General features: G+C 37.9%; 24 protein-coding genes. 14 read left to right on the forward strand and 10 right to left on the reverse strand.

Going from position 1 to position 22,239, the window contains the following annotated elements; translation table 11 throughout:
* The first annotated feature begins 2 nt into the window (after nt 1-2).
* Nucleotides 3-1,280, forward strand: coding sequence for a serine--tRNA ligase (gene serS / locus A37Q_RS0113940; RefSeq protein ID WP_018300907.1), 1,278 nt, complete (start codon nt 3-5; stop codon nt 1,278-1,280).
* 275 nt (nt 1,281-1,555) lie between these two features.
* A complete protein-coding gene (locus A37Q_RS0113945; RefSeq protein WP_018300908.1) occupies nt 1,556-2,374 on the forward strand; it encodes a class I SAM-dependent methyltransferase in 819 nt (272 codons plus the stop codon).
* 4 nt (nt 2,375-2,378) lie between these two features.
* Here A37Q_RS0113945 and A37Q_RS0113950 read toward each other — a convergent pair whose 3' ends face one another.
* Together A37Q_RS0113950 and A37Q_RS0113955 are read right to left on the reverse strand one after the other, a co-directional pair.
* Nucleotides 2,379-3,602, reverse strand: coding sequence for an MFS transporter (locus A37Q_RS0113950; RefSeq protein ID WP_018300909.1), 1,224 nt, complete (start codon nt 3,600-3,602; stop codon nt 2,379-2,381).
* A 4-nt stretch (nt 3,603-3,606) separates the two neighbouring features.
* Nucleotides 3,607-4,329 (reverse strand): helix-turn-helix domain-containing protein, encoded by a 723-nt coding sequence (locus tag A37Q_RS0113955; RefSeq protein WP_018300910.1) that lies wholly within the window; start codon nt 4,327-4,329, stop codon nt 3,607-3,609.
* Nucleotides 4,330-4,690: 361 nt separating this feature from the next.
* Here A37Q_RS0113955 and A37Q_RS16050 point away from each other — a divergent pair, with 361 nt between their 5' ends.
* Entirely contained in the window at nt 4,691-5,320 is a 630-nt protein-coding gene (locus A37Q_RS16050; RefSeq protein WP_018300911.1) for a LexA family transcriptional regulator, read from the forward strand.
* Here A37Q_RS16050 and A37Q_RS0113965 read toward each other — a convergent pair.
* Both A37Q_RS0113965 and A37Q_RS0113970 read right to left on the reverse strand, forming a co-directional pair.
* Complete coding sequence (locus A37Q_RS0113965) at nt 5,317-5,787, reverse strand: GNAT family N-acetyltransferase (RefSeq protein WP_018300912.1); 471 nt, start codon at nt 5,785-5,787, stop codon at nt 5,317-5,319. The genes A37Q_RS16050 and A37Q_RS0113965 overlap by 4 nt on opposite strands.
* A complete protein-coding gene (locus tag A37Q_RS0113970; RefSeq protein ID WP_018300913.1) occupies nt 5,784-6,365 on the reverse strand; it encodes a queuosine precursor transporter in 582 nt (193 codons plus the stop codon). The genes A37Q_RS0113965 and A37Q_RS0113970 overlap by 4 nt, the downstream gene beginning before the upstream one ends.
* 320 nt (nt 6,366-6,685) lie before the next feature.
* Between A37Q_RS0113970 and A37Q_RS0113975 the strand changes: the two genes are divergently transcribed.
* Nucleotides 6,686-7,114: a hypothetical protein gene (locus A37Q_RS0113975; protein ID WP_154648729.1), complete on the forward strand. Its 429-nt coding sequence runs from the start codon at nt 6,686-6,688 to the stop codon at nt 7,112-7,114.
* A 217-nt stretch (nt 7,115-7,331) separates the two neighbouring features.
* On the opposite strand, the gene recG is transcribed toward A37Q_RS0113975, so the two are convergent.
* Together recG and A37Q_RS0113985 are read right to left on the reverse strand one after the other, a co-directional pair.
* A complete protein-coding gene (recG, locus tag A37Q_RS0113980) occupies nt 7,332-9,386 on the reverse strand; it encodes an ATP-dependent DNA helicase RecG (RefSeq protein ID WP_018300915.1) in 2,055 nt (684 codons plus the stop codon).
* Between the two features lie 11 nt (nt 9,387-9,397).
* The gene (locus tag A37Q_RS0113985) at nt 9,398-10,693 is read right to left on the reverse strand and encodes an AsmA family protein (RefSeq protein ID WP_154648731.1); all 1,296 of its coding nucleotides are present in this window, start codon (nt 10,691-10,693) and stop codon (nt 9,398-9,400) included.
* 184 nt (nt 10,694-10,877) lie between these two features.
* Between A37Q_RS0113985 and lptM the strand changes: the two genes are divergently transcribed.
* The 6 genes from lptM to A37Q_RS0114015 all read left to right on the forward strand — a co-directional run bounded on the left by lptM (nt 10,878) and on the right by A37Q_RS0114015 (nt 15,515).
* Entirely contained in the window at nt 10,878-11,177 is a 300-nt protein-coding gene (gene lptM, locus A37Q_RS0113990) for an LPS translocon maturation chaperone LptM (RefSeq protein ID WP_018300917.1), read from the forward strand.
* A 31-nt stretch (nt 11,178-11,208) separates the two neighbouring features.
* A complete protein-coding gene (locus tag A37Q_RS0113995; RefSeq protein ID WP_018300918.1) occupies nt 11,209-12,357 on the forward strand; it encodes a DUF481 domain-containing protein in 1,149 nt (382 codons plus the stop codon).
* Nucleotides 12,358-12,379: 22 nt separating this feature from the next.
* Nucleotides 12,380-12,916 carry a cytochrome b gene (locus tag A37Q_RS0114000; protein ID WP_018300919.1) on the forward strand — a complete coding sequence of 179 codons (537 nt, stop codon included), beginning with the start codon at nt 12,380-12,382 and terminating at the stop codon, nt 12,914-12,916.
* Between the two features lie 160 nt (nt 12,917-13,076).
* Entirely contained in the window at nt 13,077-13,868 is a 792-nt protein-coding gene (locus tag A37Q_RS0114005) for an SDR family NAD(P)-dependent oxidoreductase (protein WP_018300920.1), read from the forward strand.
* A gap of 6 nt (nt 13,869-13,874) precedes the next feature.
* On the forward strand, nt 13,875-14,756 hold the full coding sequence (locus tag A37Q_RS0114010; RefSeq protein ID WP_018300921.1) for a DMT family transporter: 882 nt from the start codon (nt 13,875-13,877) through the stop codon (nt 14,754-14,756).
* An 81-nt stretch (nt 14,757-14,837) separates the two neighbouring features.
* Nucleotides 14,838-15,515 carry a TerC family protein gene (locus A37Q_RS0114015; RefSeq protein ID WP_018300922.1) on the forward strand — a complete coding sequence of 226 codons (678 nt, stop codon included), beginning with the start codon at nt 14,838-14,840 and terminating at the stop codon, nt 15,513-15,515.
* A 145-nt stretch (nt 15,516-15,660) separates the two neighbouring features.
* Here A37Q_RS0114015 and A37Q_RS0114020 read toward each other — a convergent pair whose 3' ends face one another.
* Entirely contained in the window at nt 15,661-16,599 is a 939-nt protein-coding gene (locus tag A37Q_RS0114020; RefSeq protein ID WP_018300923.1) for an NADP-dependent oxidoreductase, read from the reverse strand.
* A 117-nt stretch (nt 16,600-16,716) separates the two neighbouring features.
* A complete protein-coding gene (gene uvrB, locus A37Q_RS0114025) occupies nt 16,717-18,738 on the reverse strand; it encodes an excinuclease ABC subunit UvrB (protein ID WP_018300924.1) in 2,022 nt (673 codons plus the stop codon).
* A gap of 77 nt (nt 18,739-18,815) precedes the next feature.
* On the opposite strand from uvrB, the gene A37Q_RS0114030 reads away from it, so the two are divergent.
* The 4 genes from A37Q_RS0114030 (at nt 18,816) to A37Q_RS0114045 (ending at nt 21,429) form a co-directional block, all read left to right on the forward strand.
* Nucleotides 18,816-19,193 (forward strand): carboxymuconolactone decarboxylase family protein, encoded by a 378-nt coding sequence (locus A37Q_RS0114030; protein ID WP_018300925.1) that lies wholly within the window; start codon nt 18,816-18,818, stop codon nt 19,191-19,193.
* A gap of 153 nt (nt 19,194-19,346) precedes the next feature.
* Entirely contained in the window at nt 19,347-20,204 is an 858-nt protein-coding gene (locus A37Q_RS15675) for a MipA/OmpV family protein (protein WP_083907087.1), read from the forward strand.
* 97 nt (nt 20,205-20,301) lie between these two features.
* On the forward strand, nt 20,302-20,457 hold the full coding sequence (locus A37Q_RS16340; protein ID WP_018300927.1) for a hypothetical protein: 156 nt from the start codon (nt 20,302-20,304) through the stop codon (nt 20,455-20,457).
* A gap of 87 nt (nt 20,458-20,544) precedes the next feature.
* Nucleotides 20,545-21,429, forward strand: a complete 885-nt coding sequence (locus A37Q_RS0114045) for a LysR substrate-binding domain-containing protein (RefSeq protein WP_018300928.1) — start codon at nt 20,545-20,547, stop codon at nt 21,427-21,429.
* 12 nt (nt 21,430-21,441) lie between these two features.
* Here the strand turns inward: A37Q_RS0114045 and A37Q_RS0114050 are convergent, their stop codons facing one another.
* Both A37Q_RS0114050 and pgsA read right to left on the reverse strand, forming a co-directional pair.
* Complete coding sequence (locus A37Q_RS0114050; RefSeq protein WP_018300929.1) at nt 21,442-21,642, reverse strand: DUF378 domain-containing protein; 201 nt, start codon at nt 21,640-21,642, stop codon at nt 21,442-21,444.
* A gap of 14 nt (nt 21,643-21,656) precedes the next feature.
* Nucleotides 21,657-22,229, reverse strand: coding sequence for a CDP-diacylglycerol--glycerol-3-phosphate 3-phosphatidyltransferase (gene pgsA / locus A37Q_RS0114055; RefSeq protein ID WP_018300930.1), 573 nt, complete (start codon nt 22,227-22,229; stop codon nt 21,657-21,659).
* Nucleotides 22,230-22,239 lie beyond the last annotated feature (10 nt).

Here is a 22,239-nt window from a genome sequence, read left to right on the forward strand (position 1 = left end):
ACATGATTGACCCAAAGCTCCTTAGAATGAATGTCGAAGAAGTGCATAATGCGCTATTAAAGCGTGGCTATACACTTGATATTGCGGCCTTTGAAGATTTAGAAGCAAAGCGAAAATCACTTCAAGAGGAAACCCAATCACTTCAAGCAATACGAAACGCGAAATCAAAAGAGATTGGCAAACTAAAAGCACAGCAACAAGATGCAAGTGACATCATGGCTGAAGTCTCAGCGCTTGGGGATCAACTAAAATCCTCTGAAGAAGCGCTTAAGCTTTGTCAAAAAGAAATTCTAGATTTCACCTCTGAGATGCCTAATCTGCCTTATGAAGAAATCCCTGTTGGGAAAGATGAAGCTGACAATGTTGAAATATCACGCTGGGGACAGCCAAGAGCGTTTGATTTCACTATTCAAGATCATGTTGATCTTGGTGAGAAGCTAAAGGGCATGGACTTTCAACTGGCATCCAAACTAACCGGCAGCCGTTTTGTCGTTATGAAACGTGAAATTGCCAATATGCACCGTGCGCTTATACAGTTTATGCTTGATACACATATCTATGAGCATGGCTATCAGGAGGTGTACGTTCCTTATCTTGTTAATCAGGACTCACTCTATGGTACAGGACAGCTGCCTAAATTCTCTGAAGATCTGTTCCATATCGATGGTCATTTCCCCTATAGCTTAATTCCAACTGCTGAGGTGCCGATCACAAATTTTGTGCGTGATGAGATTGTGAAAGGTGAAAGTTTACCACTTAAGTTCACAGCCCATACACCATGCTTTAGAAGTGAAGCTGGCTCCTATGGTCGAGATACTCGCGGCCTTATTAGACAGCATCAATTTGAAAAAGTTGAGATGGTCCAAGTTGTTGCCCCTGAAAATGGGCTTCATGCACTTGAGTCATTACGTCAAGATGCTGAGAATATTTTAAGAAAACTTGAGCTACCTTATCGTGTTGTGGAACTTTGCACAGGAGATATGGGATTTTCAGCCAGAAGAACCTATGATTTAGAAGTGTGGATTCCATCACAAAATACCTATCGCGAAATATCTTCATGTAGCTGGTGCGGCGATTTTCAAGCCAGACGCATGCAAGCAAGATTTAAAACAAATGAAATGAAAAGACCTGAATATGTCCACACATTAAATGGTTCAGGCCTTGCTGTCGGGCGTGCGCTTGTGGCAATCTTAGAGAATAATCAACAAGAAGATGGCTCAATTGTCGTGCCTGAAGTACTTAGAAAGTATATGCAAGGACTGCATGTTATTAAGCCTTAGAATATAGGATACTATGCCCCCTGCGAATGGACATAATCAAACTTCATTTTAGCAGAGCCTGCACTACCTTCCCCTCAAATGGTAATGCAGGATGCATTGCGCCCCACGCATGTCTTTTTAGAACCTTCCCTAATTTAGGGTAAAATCCCCACCGTTATTCTTATTCATCACATACTGATGATTTGCCATAAAGGATGTGAATTATGATAAACTAATTTTTTCAAAAAAAATTTAGGGTTTTCCCCTAGTTTTTATATTATTTATCAGGAAATATAATGTCTGAACGAAAAAATCTTGGTAACGCTATGACAAAAAATTCTCTATTTTACAATAATCGCACTATGACAAGTTTAAGAAAGTACGTTGGAAAACAGTTAGTATCCTTTTTAAGAAAGGATAACTTTGCGCATGCAGGTGAAAGTGAGGCCATAGATCTTGTTATGTCCGCTTATAATAATCATCGATTTGAGCATTTGCTTGATGTTGGCTGTGGACTTGGGGGAACGGCTCAATATATTAAAGATAAAGGGTGGAGTAAGACTATTTCTGGCTTTGATGTTGATTCTGAAGCTATTGACTATGCCACTAGCACATATAAAGATTTAAACTTTACCTGTTGCGATGTGTTTAATGTTTCTAATAATATATCAACCAGTTTTGATATGTTTTGCTTATTTAATGTGTTTTATGCTTTTTCAGATCAGAAAAAGGCGCTTCATGAACTTAGTCTGATTGCAAGGAAAGGTGCTCAACTTGCTATTTTTGACTATTCTGACCCCTGTGAAGGCAAACATACGCCACTTAAACGTGATGGCAAAGATGGACGAACACCATTTATCCCCGTAAAACTCGATACTATTGAAACAATGTTATCTGACACTGCATGGCGCCCTATTGAAATTGTTGATATCAGCGATCAATATACACATTGGTATAGCCAATTATGTACATTATTAATAGAGAATAAATCAAATGTCATCGATAGATTTAATGAAGAGGCATTTGATAACGCCCTTTCTACTTACTCAAAACTTACAGATGCAATCCAAAAAAAACTATTAGGCGGAACTATTGTTTATGCAGAAAAACGGTAGGTTATTATTTATTTTTCAATGTTAACGCAACTGGTAAAGCAATCAAGCAGGATGCTATTAAAAATAGTATCGGTGAGATATCTGAATGTGTTTTATGAATCAAATAACTGCTTAATGTAGGTGCTAAACCACCAAATACTGCTGTTGATAAGGTAAATCCAATACTGATACCCCTTCCTCGAAAGTAATGACTAAAGCGACTTGCCATCATTTCCATATTAATTCCTTGAATAAACCCCATACAAACTGCAAAGATTAATTGGACGAGCACAACGAGTAAAAAGTTACCATGCTTCAGTAAATGGAACATCGGGTAGCAGAGTATTAAAATTGTTATAATGCTGGTGATTGCCATATTTCTTCGACCCAATTTAGGCGAAAAATAGCCAAAAATTAATGTGAATACAATAAGAAAAAATAAACTTAAACTGCTACTTGTAAATGCAGCTACCGAAGAGAGTTTTAAAAACACATGTAAATATGATGGCATCCACACAAACAATAAATAAAAAGCTATCGATATAAACGCATTTAACATAATGACTTGCAGCATTGGAAACCAGTTTTCAACTATCCCATGCAGGGTTGAGATGTTAGTTTTTAAGGGCGTTTTTTCAGGTTCCACTATTTTTCGTCTGATATAAAAAACAAAGATGACACCTATAAATCCTAAGAAAAATGGTACTCTCCAACCCCACTCTAGCATAGTCTTACTTCCTAACACTGCATACAGTATGCCAATAGTAATAGACCCTAAAAGAACACCGGTCATAGAGCTTGCTGCAACAAAGCTTGAGTAAAAACCTTTTGATCCACTGGGAGAAGCCTCATACATATAACAAGCCGAAATAGGCAGCTCACCACCTGCTGCAAATCCTTGTATCAGTCGCAAAATAATCAAACCTGCTGAGGCAAAAATCCCAGCTTGTGCATAGGTTGGCAGGAAGGCGATAACAAGTGTAGGAATTGCCATTAAAATTAAGCTCGCTCTTAAAACAAACGATCTTGTATACTTATCTGCTAATATCCCAAAGAATATACTGCCAATGGGTCGCACCAAATAACTGACAGAAAAAAGGATAAACGCCTTTATTAGAGCTATGTATTGGTCAGTTGATGGAAAAAATAGCTGACCAATTACCGCTGCAAGATATGCATAGATAACAAAGTCATACCATTCAAAAATATTACTTACAAACCCAATTTTAATTAATGCTGTTCTTTTCATTTAGCTACGATCCTCTTAGATAAGCTAATACATCTGATATACTACAATTATGTAACTTTGCGGCAATGTTAGTTACATGAAACTCAACGGTTTTTATCGAAACATAAAGACTATCGGCAATTGAACGATAGTGCTGATCTTTTTGCATCCACAGCAAGCAGTACATTTCTTTCTCAGTCAAGGTTTTTGAAAAAAATTTCTCGATTTTAAGGTGCTTCATAAAATATCTAATCGCATTGGCTTTAGTTGTATAGTGACGCTTATAAAGCTCATACAAACTAAAGTTACTGACTCTATCCGTGAAATCCTCACTGATGGTCATGATAGAAGATACTTTCTTACCTGTTATACTATTAACTGGTATTTTTGTCATATTTTGTATATGAAGAAGTCCTGTAACATCAACGAAGACAATATCTTTCGTTACAACCGTTTCTGACTTAATAACAACACTATGATCAACCCGATGAATATGACTAGAAAACTCCTTCCCCCAATAGGGTTTCATAAAACCATCAAAATCATGCACCGTTAAACCAATAATTTCCTCGATTGCAGATAAATTATAAACTTCTAAATTAGCTTGATTGGAGATAAGGTATTTCCCCGTTGTTGCATCCTTAATATGGACGGGAGTTTGAAATGAGCTAACCACATCAAATACTTTATCTCCATATATAGTCAGCTTACTATCCATCGAATTAAGCTCTTGCCTAATAGACCCCATTTTATCCTCCTATACATACAATCGCTAGATTGGTATGCAATTGCATTTGACTTAATGAAGATCAACTACGATGTGACATAAGAAACTTAATCGTTGTATGTTTAACATGGGGTAACGGACTATATTTAACACTTTCATCTTTGCTCCTTGATAACACTTGATACACTCTACTCCCCATAAGTAGTATGTATAATTTATATGCGTACATTTTACTATAAAGCGATTTTATTACTATATAGTGATTAAAATATTGAGTCAATCATGTCATGGTTTAAGGATAATGCTTGTACTTAAGTTTGATAAATTGGCATCTCTTATCTAAAATGTACAAACAATTCCTTGGATAATAAGCACAATAAAAATGTCTGCGGTTAAAGATTATAAGTTTTCAAACACTATCCTGATCAAAAATATTAAAAAACTCATTTTAGAATATGGGATCAATGAGCTGGAACTATCTAAGCATATTCAAATACCTCAGTCCACCCTCAATAAACTCCTTACAGGAAACACTAAAGACCCAAAAATAACAGTCATTAGAAAAATAGCTGATTACTTTTCTACTTCTATTGAACAATTATATGATGATACGACTGCTCAAGTAAATATGGGCAAAAAAGTGGCACCCATTATATCTTGGCAAGAGTGTGCTTCATTTGATTATGAAAGCATGACGCAAAAGAAAAATACTGCCTGGCTCCCTATAGAGTATGAAAATAATGGCCATGTATTTGTCTTAAAAAGCAAGCCTGTTATGGAGCCACGATTCCCCAATAACACGCATTTAGTAATTAACACCAGAGTTCAGCCAAATGATGGTGATATTATTGTTGTTCAATATCCTAATGTAGCTGATGCTACAGTAAAGATATTTTCTATTAACGGTTATGATACCTATTTATATAACTTAAACCAAAGTGAATATTCAATTTTAAGTGAGCGTGACAAAGTCATTGGCGTGCTTACAGAATCACGCTTCAACTATATCTAAATTACGGAAAATTTATAAAAAGAACGGCCATTTGACTCATGACTTTCTTTCACAAACCCAAATTTTTCATACAAATTAATTGCCACAGCATTATGATGAAACACATATAGTGATATGTATCCCGCGTGCGCTCTTTTAGCTAATTTATGCCAGTACACTAATACCTGTTTACTGTGTCCTTTACCTCTAAAGTGCGGATATAAGTAGATATAGTTTAATTTTAAACATAATCCTTTTTGAAAGTTGATCCATGTATACCCTAATAACGTATTATTATCGCCTAAAATACTATATACACGCTGATTCTTTGTATTAACTCCATTTGTGAATATTGAATCAAATTTATTTTTAAGTTTATCTTTGGAGTCAGGAAATTGTGCAACATTGAGATTCGTTAGCTTATTTGTAACAGCAATAGATGCAAACTGATCAAAAAGTGTTTTATCTCGAATGCGAATGATTTTCATGCTTTCAACTGAAACGGATTAAAATTAGTATTAAATTCCTCTGGGTTTCCACCATTCATGCGTTCTTGTTTTTTTAAAAAGCCGCAAAGCATTGCTGCTGGATAAGAAAAAACAGCAATAAACAATACCTTAGCCATATAATTTGAAAACATAATATTGACTGCATGCTCAAAGCTTGTCATCCCATATAATATAATAGTTCCAGCAACTAAAACATAGATAATCACACCAATGATGGATGACATAACTGACCTTAGTAAAAAATACTTATTTTTAAAGGCAATTTTTAATTTAGAGATCAATATTGCATTAATAAAACTTCCTACAATATTACCTATATAGCCACCGATCACAATCCGCCAAGTATTCCCTAATACAGTTCTAAAGGCATCATTATTATTCCAAAAATCAGGCGCTGGAAGATTGATAACAAGCATAATAAGCGTCGTACTGATAAACCCCATCGCTACACTACTCCAAATCACCAGTTTCGTGACATTAAAACCATACACTTCTGTAATAATATCTGCTATGGGATAGGTAATTGGGAATATAAAGGCAGAGGCAGGTAAAATCAAATGTCACATGTTCACCATTTTATATGCTACAACGTTCGACGTGATGTCCAACGTCACATAAAGCATAATGATCAATACCAAGTATATGCTTACTCTAGGCGTGTTTTTTGTTAACACTGTATCATTTTTGATGTGTTTTAGATTTGTGTTATTCATTCTTGATTGCACAATGGGTAAAAGAAGTGTAAAACTATACCCATGATTTATTCAAGATGTAAATAGCGATGATTAAATATATTCGCAAACTGCTATTTGATGCCATTATCATTCGTTACCATTTACACTCAATCAATATGAAAAATGGAAAATGTACGTTTTTCATGAAAAATAAGTCAAAGCCTTTTCGATTATCGTTTGATAATCTACTGGAAGATGCCGATATCATTCTTGGAATGGATACCAGAGAAGCATGCTATCTCGGTGGGTATTATGGTCACTTTGTTCGCCAAAGAACTTCAGCTTGTAAAAAGCAAAAAAATCGATTTATGTTACTCACTCATTTACATATGAAAAAAGGACGATATCACATATTATCCATCAATCGAGCCGGTGAAATCAAATATCATGACAGAAGGCTTAACCAATATCATACTGAACACCCCATCAATATTGTAAAGAGTAATTATAAAATCAATCTATTTTCTCCAGCCCAAGTATTTTACATGGGTTATTTAGCCTCTAGCCATCTAATTGAGAAGAATAACTCCTCAATACATACTAGTCCAACCCACTTAACTTTAGTTTCTTAAGTTTGTCTGTTACTATCCAAACTTCCGTTGTTATTTGAAAGCATCACTATGATTTTATAGCTTTGGCTTGAGTATTAAATACTGCTGTATCAGCACTTAAGGTCCATAGATAATCATTTATATAAAACTCTCAAGGGGAGACAGTGACATGTTAAACCTATTCTCAAACTATATGCCTAATTTCAAATGAGCTCTCTTACAGCCTATATGAGAAGTATTAAGCCTTAATATACTGATCAGCGTTTTTCAGCCAACGCTCAATAATGGCACCCACGCTTTCTGGGTGATCTTTCACTAATACGCTTGCTATTTCAGTCACATCATTAAAAAGCGACTGATGCATGCTTAGATCCGCGACTTTAAAGTGAATATCCCCAGTTTGGTTTTTGCCAAAGATATCACCTGGCCCTCTTAGCTTTAAATCTTCCTCCGCAATCACAAAGCCATCTTGTGTTTGGCGCATCAGCTCCAAGCGCTTTCTTGCCGTCACCGATAATGGAGCTTGATAAAGTAAAATACAATTACTCTCTTTATGTCCTCTACCCACCCTACCACGCAGCTGATGGAGCTGTGATAAGCCAAGACGCTCTGCATTATCAATAATCATAATATTGGCATTTGGCACATCAACACCCACTTCAATCACAGTGGTCGCAACCAACACATCAAGCTTATGTGCTTTAAAATCAGCCATTACTAGGGCTTTCTCTGTAGCTTTCATTGCGCCGTGAATAAGCCCAATGCGCACATTTGGCAGGGCATTTTTAACTCGCTCATAAAGCGAGCTGACATCTTGAAGTCTTGTGAGCACTTCTGAGCTTTCAATTAAAGGACACACCCAATATGCCTGCCCGCCTTTTTCAACATGCGCCTCCAGTTTTTGAATCAATGTTGCTTTTTTATTTTCTGAAAGCACACTTGTCTTAATTGGCTTTCGATTTGGGGGAAGCTCATCAATCACTGATAAATCTAAATCACCATACACCGTCATCGCCAATGTTCTTGGAATCGGTGTTGCCGTCATCACAATTTGATGTGGACTATAGTCCTTTGATTTTGCTTTTTCAATAAGTGCTAGGCGCTGTTCTACACCAAAGCGATGCTGCTCATCAATAATCACTAAAGCCAAATTAGGATAATGCATTGACTCTTGAAAAACGGCATGCGTTCCCACCACGACACAATTGGGATTTTGCTGTATTTCATCTAATGCTGTCTCTCGTGCCTTTTTCGTTAACTTTTGCGCAACAAAAATAACGGGGATATCAAACGCCTCTAACCAGTTTTTTAAATTATGATAATGCTGTTCAGCAAGAATCTCAGTTGGCGCCATGATAATCGATTGGAAATTATTTAACGAGGCTTGAATAAGACAAGCGGCTGCAATGAGTGTTTTCCCCGAGCCCACATCCCCTTGAATTAACCTTGAGATCGGTTTTTTAGCTGAGAAATCTGTAAAGATTTCATCTATAACGCGCATTTGCGCTTTGGTTGGTGTAAAACTTAAGCCTGCCAGAAACTCCTTATGTTCCTTAAGGTTAATTTCAAATGGAACATAGTCACCTACAGTCATTTTGTCTCTTGCGATCTTAGCATTTAGATGATGCGCTAGAATCTCCTCTAAAGCCAATCGATAACGCGCTTTATGGCTCAGATCGAATATTTCATTCAATGTTTTATTTGGTGGAAAGTGTATTGTTTGAATGGCATGATTAATGCTAATTAGATTAAAATGTTTTAATACAGTATCTGGAATATACTCGCTAAATAAATAATCTTTCAGTTGGGTAATGAATTTATAAATAACATGTGAGCTAATACCATCGATACTTGGGTAAACAGGTGTAATTCCTTTTTTAAGCGATGCATTTTGCTGATTGATAATTTGCCATTCTGGGTGAATCAACTCAATAATGTTAGCGCTCGTATTTTGCTTGATTATTTCACCATAACAGCGAATTTTTGCGCCATTTTTGAGAAGCGATACTTGATTGGGGTAAAAGCGAAATAAATGCATCTGACATCCACCTGTATCATCTGCAAAAAAACAACTTAAGTGTTTTTTACCAAAAGGTGTGACATTCACTCCTTGAATCACCCCTTCAATCAATGCTTTTTGTCCCGCTTGAACACTGGCAATTTTGCTAATGACTCTTCTATCTTCATAGGATTTAGGCAAATGTAATAATAATGCCTCTACAGAGTGAATACCGCCCTTTTCAAGTTTGGCGCTTAAACTCTTACCTAAGCCTTTTAATGTCTCTAGCTCCATCAAAGTGCTCGCTAACGAAATGCCGCGCGAAAGCGTTTTTGCAGTGCTTCTTGCACCGCTTTTTGAATAATGGGCTGAATTTGCTGGCGAATATTCTCCTCATCTACCTTGCCTTGAAAGGTGTGATTGCGATAAAGAATATGATAAGGAATGATAAAATTACTCGCCCCAGTCAAACTCAAAGTCAAAGGATAATTTGCTACAAACGGCTTTAAAAGCACTTTGCCTTTCCCGGTTATGACAAATTCAGGCGCCTGCCAGCGTAGCTGATCTGTTACAAGCTGACTATTTGATAGGGTGTTATTAATTGTGAGTTTATCAAGTGTTGTCATTTCTTTGATATTTGGTTTAATTTGTCCATTATTCAAAAGTGGCATCAGTTGATGGCGAAGGCGCTGAAATGCCCCACCAATTCCTTGTCCATTATTCAGTGAGACTATTAATCCATTTGTAGAATGGGCAAGTTTATTTAAATTAATACCCCGAAGCTGTCCCTGTTTCGCTTCAATGTCTATTTTGCTATCTAATTTTTTATTTTTTTCAACATCTGCATGCACTGCCAGCTGATTTAATTTTAAGCGATAGCCCTTTAAATTGAAAATACGCTCAACATCAAAGTGCTCTGCTTGATAATCTAGAGAAAGCCTAAGTGGTTTAAAGTGCTTAATTTGTACATCCACTTTTCCTTGATTGCCATTAAGATCAATGGATATATTATTTATCGTCAGTGCTTTTAGCCCCTTTGAAATACTTAGCTCTGGCAAGCGTACCTCTACTTTATTTTTCTGTGCTGTATAAGTGGCCTTTGTTGATGATAAAATCAGCGTTTGACCCTTCTCAGTCACCGCGCTTTTTATATGCAGATTGCCATTAAAGCCCTTCAGCCAAGCATCTATATATAACAACCCTTGTTGTTGCCTGACAAGTGACTTTGTGTTTTGCAGTTGATAATGGTCGTTGATGGTAATCTCACCATGATCCAGCTGCAAAGCTGAAACTGGAATTGTTGGTGAAAACAATAATTCCTTCAAGGAGGTATGTAAAGTTGCTTTTTGCCATGATCCAGCGAGCTCCAAGCCTTGATTTTTTGTGTGAATCGTTACATCTTTCGCTGTCAGTTCCATCTTCCAAATATCAAGCGCCATATCGCCATTTATAGCCACTTCAACATTTGGATTTTTATTCAGCGAATTAAGTAAATCTGCTTTGTAATGATTCGGGTTTAGAAAAAAGAAAAACCATATCACAACACATAAAATGACAAGCACAACAAGCGCGATAATACTAAGCACAATACGTTTGATCATAAACCAACCTTTCATCCCAGTTGATAAGAATAACCTCGCCACAAATCATCATAGAAATACAAGCATTATGATGAACCTTATCTTTCAATCATAAAAAACTCATATTTCTGATTGGCTTCATAGGCGATGTTTCTTATTATGTTTGTATTATTGTAGCGAAGTTTTCAGTAGTACCAAATAGATTATGATAAAAAAGCAATATGCCTTTATCCTTATAGCACTTGGGTTGATGCTCACAGGCTGTGGCCAAATGGGTCCGCTTTATCTGCCACAAGATAATGTGGATGCAAAAACTACCACAAGTGACAATACCAATACACAACAAAACACAAAAACAAATGTAGCAGATAGTAATAGTTCACAGTCACAAAAAGATGATGACACAACAACACAAAAGTCCAATAACACAAGTAATAGTACAACAGATAATGACACAGATAGCAGTGTCCCACCGCTACTAAAAGCACCTGCATCTAATACATAAAATGAATAAAATTGAAAAAGAGAGGTTTACTATGAGTCGATATAAATATAGCGCTATTTTATTCTTTGGTGCGCTTATATCTAGTGGTTTTGCTGCCAGCAATAGTACTGAGAATGCAGCTGCCATGGCTCAAAAATACAGAGATTTGGCAAAAAGCTATCAAGCGCTTGCTGATCAATATCAAAAAGAGGCTGATGCACAACAAACACCAGCTCATACGGATGTTACTAGCACAAAAGCAAGTACATCAACACCTACGACGACTGCTGTAGCTAGTGACAAGGCGACAAGCGCATCCACTACTACTAATAAGGATACAACTGATAAGACAGCTCAAAATACTGTTAGCCCTTGGGAAGCAAAACGCTTAGAAAATGCAAAGGCTAGTTCACAATCCTCTAACACTGATACAACTAAAAGCGATACATCACACCTCGCTTCTTTAAAACAAGGTGAGAGCGACAGTGTGCCGCAAAGCATTATTGATGATGAGCAAATTAAAAAACCAACCCTTGCCGTAGCTGAACCATGGAAAGGAACAAACTTTGGGCTTGGTGGCAGCATGACCACAGGAAACTCAGCAGCGACAAATTATAATGCTAATGCCAATTTAAGTTATACACCCATTGTCCCATGGCAAAATACACTCACGATGAACTATAACTATTCACGTGATGACACCGCCGATAATGTTAAAACTAACAAATTCCAAGCATTTGGTAAAAGTGCATGGAATTTTGATAAAAACAACGGGGTTTACGGCAGTATCAATTACCTTAAAGATCAACTTGATACTTATGTTTATGTTGTGACGGAATCCTTTGGTTATCAACGTCTATTATACGGCAATGATAAAATGACGCTAAGTGTGTTAACAGGTCCAAGTTTAACGCAGCAACAGGTACAAAATAGTGGCGAATTTACAAACTCATTTGGTTGGCAGTCTGGGTTAGATTATGTTTGGAACTTTACGGATAGTTCCTCCCTTAAACAGAGCATTATCGTCAACTATACCGGCTCTAATGGTACAACTTACACCTCAAACTCAACGCTTTCAACACAGCTTTATAAAAACTTAAGCTTACAGCTGAGCTTTATTGTAAATGGTTCAAGTTGGGCTGAAGCAGGTAAAAAACGCGTTGGCACAACGACCACAACTTCGCTTTTATATACATTCTAGCTCTAAAAACATAGGAGGACTTATGGCAAAAGGAACAGCAAAACAGCGCTATAATATAGCAATTCGCATCTTACACAAACTGGTTGCACTTTGCATTATTCTACAGTTTATCATTGGCTTTTTCTTCGATAGCCTTTTTGCAAACTTTTACCCAAGCACATTTATGATGCTGCATAAATCTATCGGTCTTAGCACGCTGATCCTTGTGATACTCCTTATTCTAATACGCCTTGTAAGTAAAAAACTCCCCTATGGAAACACCTTGCCAAAGCCGCAAATTTTCCTTGCAAAAGTGGTTCATTTTGGCATGTATGTTTGTATTATTCTCATGTCACTATCTGGCTTTATTGCCTCGCAATTATTCCAATACCCTTTTTGGTATTTCGATCTTGTTCAAATCCCCGTTTTCCTGCCTCATAACGCAGCACTAGGTGCACAAATCTTCTCTTTGCATCCAATCGTTGCTTACATTCTTTTAGTGCTTGTTATTTTGCATATATTAGCGGTTATCTATCATCGATTTATTGTCAAAGACAGTATTTTAAAGCGTATCTGGTAGCACCACCCAAAACTATACTTAGCTCCAGTTTCTTTTGTCTCAGCGCTTGCTGTCATCGGAAATTTTGCTAAGTATTTTTATTGCAAATCTCGCTATACATTTGATATAGAAAAGATGACAATACTCATGAGTTCTATCTATATGTTTACAGGGGGATATCATGTCAAAAGCACAACCTACAGCACAAAAATCTGTTGTTTTAATCACAGGGGCAAGCTCAGGCTTTGGTGAGGCTATGGCTGAAAAATACAATGCTAATGGACACCCTTTAATTCTGATTGCACGGCGCTTTCAAAAGCTTGAGAGTTTAGCAGCAAGGCTTAATCAGGACTATCCTATCCATATTGCTGAAGTTGATGTGAGCAATAAAGTGAGTATTGATACATTTTTAGACAATTTACCTAAAAAGCTCCAATCTATTGGCGTTCTAATTAATAATGCAGGCCTTGCACTTGGTACTCAAGCATTCAACCTTGCCAATGAAAATGATTTTGAAACAATGATTCAAACCAATATCAATGGACTTTTGTACATGACTAAACGTGTTTTACCTTACATGTTAGCACATCATAAAGGGCACATTGTAAACATTGGCTCTACTGCTGGAAACTGGCCTTATGGCGGCGGTAATGTTTATTGTGGAACAAAAGCATTTGTTCAGCAATTTTCACGAGCACTTCGCTCAGATTTACAAGGGGAAAACATCCGCGTAAGTAATATTGAACCTGGCATGGCGGAGACAGAGTTCTCTGTTGTCCGCTTTAAGGGTGATCAGGAACAGGCTGATAATGTCTATCAAGGAACACAGGCACTTGAAGCTGAAGATATTGCTAATATTGTCTATTTTACTACAAGCTTACCTCAGCATGTTAATATCAACACTTTAGAGGTTATGCCCACCTCTCAAAGCTGGGGACCACTTCATGTCGTGCGTAACAAAGACATAAGCTGAATTCCCATGAGTGTTTTTTATCTGATCCTCGCCCAGGTTGTGACTGGAATAAACATTACTGGCTCAAAATACCTTGTTGCACACTTACCTATTGTTGCTCTTCTGGAAATCCGCTTTATTGTTGGCAGCATTGTGCTTTTATGTTGTATTCCTTTTTTTAATAAGCAACAAAAAAGTGCCTCCAGCATACGCGCATTAAATAAATCCGACTGGGGGATATTAATTCTACAGGCATTATGCGCTGGCATGTTTTTTAACCTTATGATGCTAAGTGGTATCCAGTTCACCAGCGCCTCAATGGCAGGACTGATCACAAGCACTTTGCCTGCCATTATCATTGTGCTTTCCTTCTTTATCTTTAAGCAGCGCATCACCCGTTTTAAGCTTCTTTGTATTATCTTTGCCACCATAGGTTTAATTGCAATTAATGCGCCCAACATGCATGGTAGCAGCTTTTCCGCCTACTCACTTCTGGGCGATGTCATCATACTCTTTGCGATGATTCCAGAGGCGCTTTATTATGTGCTTAGCAAATTCAAAGCAACGAAGCTTTCAGCTGTTAAAGCGGCGTTTTTAATGAATTTGATTAATGCTATCGCTATGCTTCCTATTATATTTTTTGCCCACTGGGGCAGCCTCCTTGAGCTCAATTTAACCGGTAGTGCCGTTCTTTTGTTGGTGTCCATTGTTTCTGCTCTTTTTTACCTTTTTTGGTTTATGGGCTGCAATCAAGTCTCTAGCACAACAGCGGGACTCATCACTGCATTTATGCCCATTTCAACACTTGGGCTTTCTTTTATTTTCCTTGGTGAAAAAATCACATTGATTCAAGGCATAGGGACGCTTTTAATTCTGCTCTCAATTATCTTTGGCAGTAGAAAAGCATAAAAAATCATTGCGTATTACATTGGTTTTGTTATAGTGAATTTGTATTAATTATAAACAGAGGCACCTAAATTGGACGTTCCGTTGGAACTCATTATCAGTTTTATCACCATTACAGCATTAGAAACTGTACTCGCAATTGATAACTTATTGTTTATTTATCTTGTCACCTCCAAACTGCCTAAGCATCAGCAGCGTAAGGCACAGGTGACGGCTATTTCATTGGCTGCAATAATGCGTATCGCCTGTTTGTTGGCGATCAGTTTTATTATGTCATTAACCGCGCCTTTGTTTAACATTTTTGACAATGCCATTAGCACACGTGATTTGATTCTCATCGGTGGTGGTCTTTTCTTAATGGTCAAAGCTATTTATGAAATTGCTGCATTATATAAACCTAAAAAAGCACACCTTCAGGTCTCCTATAACATTGTCTCGGCGATTATTCAAATTGTGTTAATTGATGCGGTATTCTCAATTGATAGTGTTATTACTGCGATTGGTTTGACCGATAATACCATGATTATTGTCGCTTCCATTTTGACTTCATGTGTCCTGATGGTAATCGCGAGTAAATACTTGGTGAAGTTAACCGAATCGGTGCAATTAAAGCTTATTGCTTTATCATCACTTGTCTTTATTGGCGTGATTTTGATTGCACAAGGCGTGGATATTAAAATTGACAAATCATATCTTCTTGTTGCGCTTGGATTTGCTGCGGCTATCTATATTCTACAGAAGTTTGCTAGAAAAACGTCATAACATTTTTTGACACTATCTTAACATACAGCTCTTGGGGAAATCGGGGAACCACAAACCTGTACTTGATGCTAAGATAGCGACAGCACCATAGTAATACAACAGTATTGAAATTATAAAATCACCAAGAATCATCAATCTTCACAGATTAAGGGCAAAGTACTAATTTCCCTACTGTATGCCCACTTTCCAACAATTGATGTGCTTCAGCTGCCGCGTTAAAGTTCAGTTTTTTGCTAATATGGATATGAAGCGCGCCTTTTACAATCAGGTCACACAATAGGTTTAACTCCTGTAAATCCATACTGGCAATCATTGTGCAAGCATTCACCCCCTTTTCTTTTGCCTGATCGAGCACTCTATCTTTTGTTACCGATGGCACTGTCACCACTTTGCCAGTTTTTCCCACAACATCAAGTGAATGAACACCTGTATCACCGCCCACTAAGTCAATCACCAAATCAATATCATCCAATACTTTATAAAATTCAACTTGAGTATAATCAATAATCTCATCGGCTCCTAAAGACTTAACAAACTCATGGTTTCTTTTTGATGCCGTTGTAATGACATAGGCACCTTTTAATTTCGCAAGCTGAATCGCAATATGACCCACCCCGCCAGCACCTGCATGAATCAATACACGCTCACCTTTTTTCATCTGACCATGTGTGAAAAGTGCCTGCCATGCTGTAAGTGCTGCAATTGGCAAAGAGGCACCTGCCTCATAAGGAACCCCTTCAGGTTTAATCACAGTATTCTCAGGTTTAACTAAAACATATTCGCTATAACCATTTGGCACTGCAAAATCAAGCCTTGAAATCACTTTCTGACCAATATGAAATGCTGTTATATCATTATCCAAATCAATAATTTCACCACTTATTTCATATCCAAGCCCAGAGGGAAGTGCTAAAGATTGGCAAACAAAGCTCGTTCCATTTCGTATTTTTGCATCAATAGGGTTAACACCACTGGCATGCACCTTAATTAACATCTCACCCTGTTGCACTTTAGGCATCGGCGCATCAATGTTATATTGTAAAACCTCTACACCACCAAAACTTGCAATCTGTACTTTTTCCATTTCATCTCACCTATAACCATTTTGTTATTATTAACGCTCAATATGAATATAAAAGATTATTATGCTTGTTAAAACTAATTTAAGATTAAGCATGCTCACAATATGATACTCTAAAGCTCAGTATAAAAACCGCTCTTTAATTTCCTTAATCTGATCTCTAAGTTGACCTGCCTTTTCAAACTCAAGCTCTCTTGCATGCGCTTTCATTTTCTTCTCTAGCTTTTTCACCAATTTAAGCGCTTCTTTTGCCCCTAAAATCGCATCAATATTAATCTCATCTATCTTGGTACGCTTGGCATTTTTTGCTGCTCTTTTCTTTTTCTCAGGCGAGAAATCAAGCATATCATCAACATTTTTGCGAATACTTTGCGGCGTAATATTATGTGCTTGATTATAATTTTCCTGCTTTTCTCGGCGCCTTTTTGTCTCATCAATCGCCTTTTGCATCGATTTTGTAATCACATCTGCATATAAGATGGCACGGCCTTTAACATTTCTTGCTGCACGCCCGATGGTTTGAATAAGTGAACGCTCAGAGCGCAAAAAGCCCTCTTTATCCGCATCAAAAATTAAAACCGTGCTCACCTCTGGCATATCCAGCCCTTCTCTTAATAGGTTAATCCCCACCAAGACATCAAAACTGCCCAAACGTAAATCACGAATGATCTCAACACGCTCAACTGTATCGATATCTGAATGCAAATAGCGCACATTGACATTATGCTCAGCAAGATAATCACTCAAATCCTCTGCCATCCGCTTGGTTAAAGTAGTAATCAAAACACGCTCATCCGCTGCCACTGCCTTATGAATTTCAGATAAGGCATCTTCTACTTGAATCGAAACGGGGCGTATTTCCACTGTTGGATCAAGAAGCCCGGTTGGTCTGACAACTTGCTCTGCAAGGTTCTCTTGATGTGTTTTTTCATACTCTGCAGGCGTTGCTGAAACATAAATGGCTTGTGATACCAATTCTTCAAATTCTGGAAATTTAAGGGGTCTGTTATCCAAAGCCGAAGGCAAGCGAAAGCCATAGTTAACCAAGTTTTCTTTACGTGAGCGATCCCCTTTATACATCGCACCAATCTGCGGCACACTAACATGAGACTCATCAATAACAACAAATGCATTTTGTGGCAGATAATCAAGCAGTGTTGGTGGCGGCTCTCCGGGTGATCGCCCTGATAACAACCTTGAGTAATTCTCAATTCCAGTACAATAGCCAAGCTCATTAATCATCTCAATATCATATAAGGTTCTTTGCTCTAGGCGTTGCCCTTCAACTAACCTATTTTCCTCTTTAAAATATTCCAAGCGTTCTTTTAATTCCTCTTTAATCTCATCCACCATCGATTTTTGTCGCTCTTTTGAACTTACATAGTGCGTCCCTGGGAAAATGGTCGTGCGATAGGTATGTCTCAGCTTCTTTCCTGTCAATGGATCAATAATCGAAATGGACTCAATCTCATCATCAAACAGCTCAACGCGCACAGCCTCTTGGTCACTATCAGCAGGAAATATATCAATCACTTCACCACGAACACGATATGTGCCGCGGGCAAAGTCCATATCATTTCTTTTATACTGCATGTCACTTAAGCGTCTTAAAATGGCTCTTTGATCAATTTCATCGCCCACTTTTAAATGCAGCAACATTTGCATATATTGCTCAGGATCACCCAAACCATAAATAGCAGAAACCGTTGCAACAATAATAACATCCGGGCGCTCTAGTAGCGCTTTGGTCGCTGAGAGTCGCATTTGCTCAACATGTTCATTGATAGAGGCATCTTTTTCAATATAGGTATCGGAGACCGCAACATAAGCCTCAGGTTGATAATAATCATAATATGAGACAAAGTACTCAACTGCATTATGTGGGAAAAACTGCTTCATCTCTGAATATAGCTGGGCTGCTAGTGTTTTATTATGCGCCATAATCAAAGTAGGCCTTTGCACATTTTGAATAACATTGGCAATGGTGTAAGTTTTGCCAGAGCCTGTTACCCCCAAAAGCGTCTGATGTCGCAAGCCTTTTTCCAAGCCCCTAACCAAAGAGGAAATGGCGTTTGGCTGATCTCCAGATGGCTGATAGTTTGTAACCAGTTCAAAGTGTTTTGACTCTTTTCTTTCTAACATGACCTGTCATTTGCCATTTGTTTGCACTTATTATATCGTAAAGGCATATTCAATTCATTGAAAGGACAACAACCAGCATGGAAAATACTCATTCCAAAAAAGCGCGCGGTTTAGATATTTTACAAAAAATACATCCTGACGCTTTTGTGCGTTTAAGTGATGAAATGAAAGATATTTGCCCAGAGATGAGCGAATATATCGCAGAGTTTGCCTATGGCACCATCTATACAAGAGAAACACTAGACATTGAGTCTCGCTCACTTTGTACCATAAGCATACTGACAACGCTTGGTGGCGTCACATCCGAGCTAAAAGCACATATCCAAGGCGCGCTTAATCTTGGCATTTCAAAAGAAAAGATTACCGAAACCATCGTCCATACACTGATATACGCAGGCTTCCCACGCGCACTTGAAGGGCTCAAGGTTGCAAAAGAGGTTTTTTTGGCTAACTAACGCAATAGTGCCTATGCTGTATCATCTCTTTTATTTACCAATTTTTAACAATAATTGGTGATTTTTTGTGATTCGCTTTCTTTTAACAGCCAAGATATTCTATAACTATCTAGAGACAACAAGTTAGCTTATCATTATTGAATCGGGGTTGGTATGTTAGATTATAGGAAGCTGTGTGTTATTGTGGGGGCATCGTGCATGAGTTTATCCTATGGGCAAACTATCAATCAAGCACCCAAAAATGAGGCTGAAAATTCACCTAAAGAGCTTACCGTGGGGGAGGAGTCAACATCGGAAAAAAAAGCTTCTTTTGATGTCACACGACCTTGGAGCATTGGCGTTGGGAGTATCTTCTCTCCCAACCCATATAAGTCAAGTGATGATAAAGTTCTGGCATTTCCGATGGTGGCTTATAAGGGTGAAAATTTGCGCGTACTTGGGCCTTATGTTGGTTACAAATTTTTAGGCAATCAAGTTGCAAGTTTATCTGTAGATGCTTTTTTATATCCTCAGGTATTTGATCCTGACAGCTCTTCTGATCCACAGTTACAGAAACTGGACGAGCGCCACTATATGGTAATGGGCGGCCTCTCTGGGAAACTCCAAACACCATATGGCCGCTTTCAAGCTGGTGTTAATATGGATTTAACTGCCGGTACTACTGGCATTATGATGAACTTTCAATATCTCAAAGCCTTTGTTTTTGAATCTGGCAAACATATGTTTATTACAACGCCAGGTATAGGGGTGCAGTGGACACAAGATAAAATTCTCGACTATTACTACGGTGTCTCTGCTTCAGAGTCAGCACGATCAGGGCTGAATGAATATCATCCTGATAGTGCATTCTCGCCCTATTTATCACTGTCTTTAATGTATCGTTATAACAAACGTTGGGCAGTCACAGGAGCGTTTCGTTTAAATCAGCTGCCAAAAACAGTGACTGATAGCCCAATGGTTGGGCAAACCTATGTGTTAACTTCAGCCCTCTCTTTCACCTATTCCTTTTAAGCTTCCCTTTGCCCCCTCAAATATAGGGGGTATATTATTTTTATAATTCACTGTATCATAAATATACAAATTTGATTTTTATAGCAGGGGTGGGATTATGCTAAAGAAAACAAATAAAGTACGACAGCGAGTAGAAGTTTTTTTAAGCGCTTCAAAACAAGCGTGTGATACAAAACTGAAGTCGCATACACAAATGACACATACAATTAAGGTTCCAGCAAGTAGAGCACAATTCGCTAATGTCATCTGCTAAGTCATCTGCTAAGTCACCTGCATTTTCTGGGTTGACTTATTAGCTTGATTTGACAAAGATGGATGAAAGTGCTTTTTTGGTAGTTTTATGATTACAGTTAAACAGTTACAGATATTCTCTGCAATTGCCCAAACAGGCAGCATCACAAAAGCCGCAAAAAACCTCAATTTGACGCAACCAGCGGTTAGCGCTGCGTTGTCTACTTTAGAGGGACAGCTTCAGGTGAAGCTATTTGACCGTTTAGATAGAAAAATTGCACTTAACGATAATGGCAGACGCTTTTTTCCAGAGGCTTTATCCTTAGTGGATAAAGTTAATACAATGGAAAAAACTTTTAGCAAAGAAAAAAACCTCACTGGCAATATCAAAATTGCAGCAAGTACGACAATTGGGAACTATATTTTACCGCCTATTATGGCGAAGTTTAAAACAGCCTATCCAGAGGTGAAACTCTCCCTTAGTATTGCCAATACAGACAGCGTAATTGAGCAGATTGCACATTATGATGCAGATGTGGGTTTTATAGAGGGCTATTGCTTACACTCAAACATTCATGCCCACGCATTTCAAGAAGATGAACTGATCTTTATTGTAAATGACACACACCCGCTTTTGAAAAAGAAACACCTTACACCACAAGATTTGGCAAACTATCCCTTTGTGATTCGTGAACAAGGCTCCGGTAGTCGACAAATTTTTGAAGAGCAGGCACTGCCTGTACTTGGGCACAATGTCGAGATATTTCTCGAGCTAGGTGGAAGCTCAGCCATTAAAGCTGCGATAAAACACAGTAATGCCATCGGATGCATTTCAAAAAATGCTTATACTGAATCTGAGGGTTTATCTATCATTACAGCAAAAGGGATTTCACTGAATCGCACCTTTTTGCTACTGCAAAATAAACGCCTACACGTATCAAGACTTCTTGAAGAGTGGCTTGATTGGATGTATACCGCAGGAAAAAGAAAATAACAGTACTATTTACTATTTACTTCTATAGACAAGCTTTAAAAGCTTCAAAGAGTACAATGCACAAAGACCAATAATCACATAGACAATTTTCTCTGTAACAGGGTAGTCCGCTAAGATACTATTCACTAAATTAAAGCTAAAAACACTTAGCAAAAACCAGTTAAATGCACCGATAATCGTAATCAAAAGAACAATGACATTTACAAACTTCATCACAATACATCTCCTTATGAAATCATGCTTTTGTCTTCTTTCACTGCCTTATATGCAGCTGAAAGATAAAGCCACATTGAATAAACCGTTAAAATCACGGCAGCATATAATAAAATAAATCCTAAAATCACCCACAGATCTGTTAAGCTTTTGGGTTTTAATAGCAGTAAAAAGATTGCCGCCATCTGACAAGCAGTTTTGACTTTTCCAACCATCGATACTTTAACCACTGACCTTTGGCCAATCTCTGCCATCCACTCACGCAGCGCAGAGACAATAATCTCACGACAAATAATGATAATAGCTGGAACAGCAACCCATGGGTAAGGATAAAGTGCAATTAAAAGCCCAAGCGCTGTTGCCACCATAAGTTTATCTGCAACAGGATCTAAAAAAGCGCCAAGCTTTGTGGTTTGCTGAAAGTATCTTGCTAAAAATCCATCTAACCAATCTGTCAGTGCTGCCAGTAGAAAAATGGTTGCACTTACACCATGGTGGTGTGGAAAAGGAACATAGAACGCAATGACTAATACTGGAATTAATAAAATGCGCAGCATGGTTAAAATATTCGGAACTGTCCAAATCATAATGCGAATC

The sequence above is a fragment of the Fangia hongkongensis FSC776 = DSM 21703 genome, from assembly GCF_000379445.1.
In the GTDB taxonomy this organism is placed as follows: Bacteria; Pseudomonadota; Gammaproteobacteria; order Francisellales; family Francisellaceae; genus Fangia; species Fangia hongkongensis.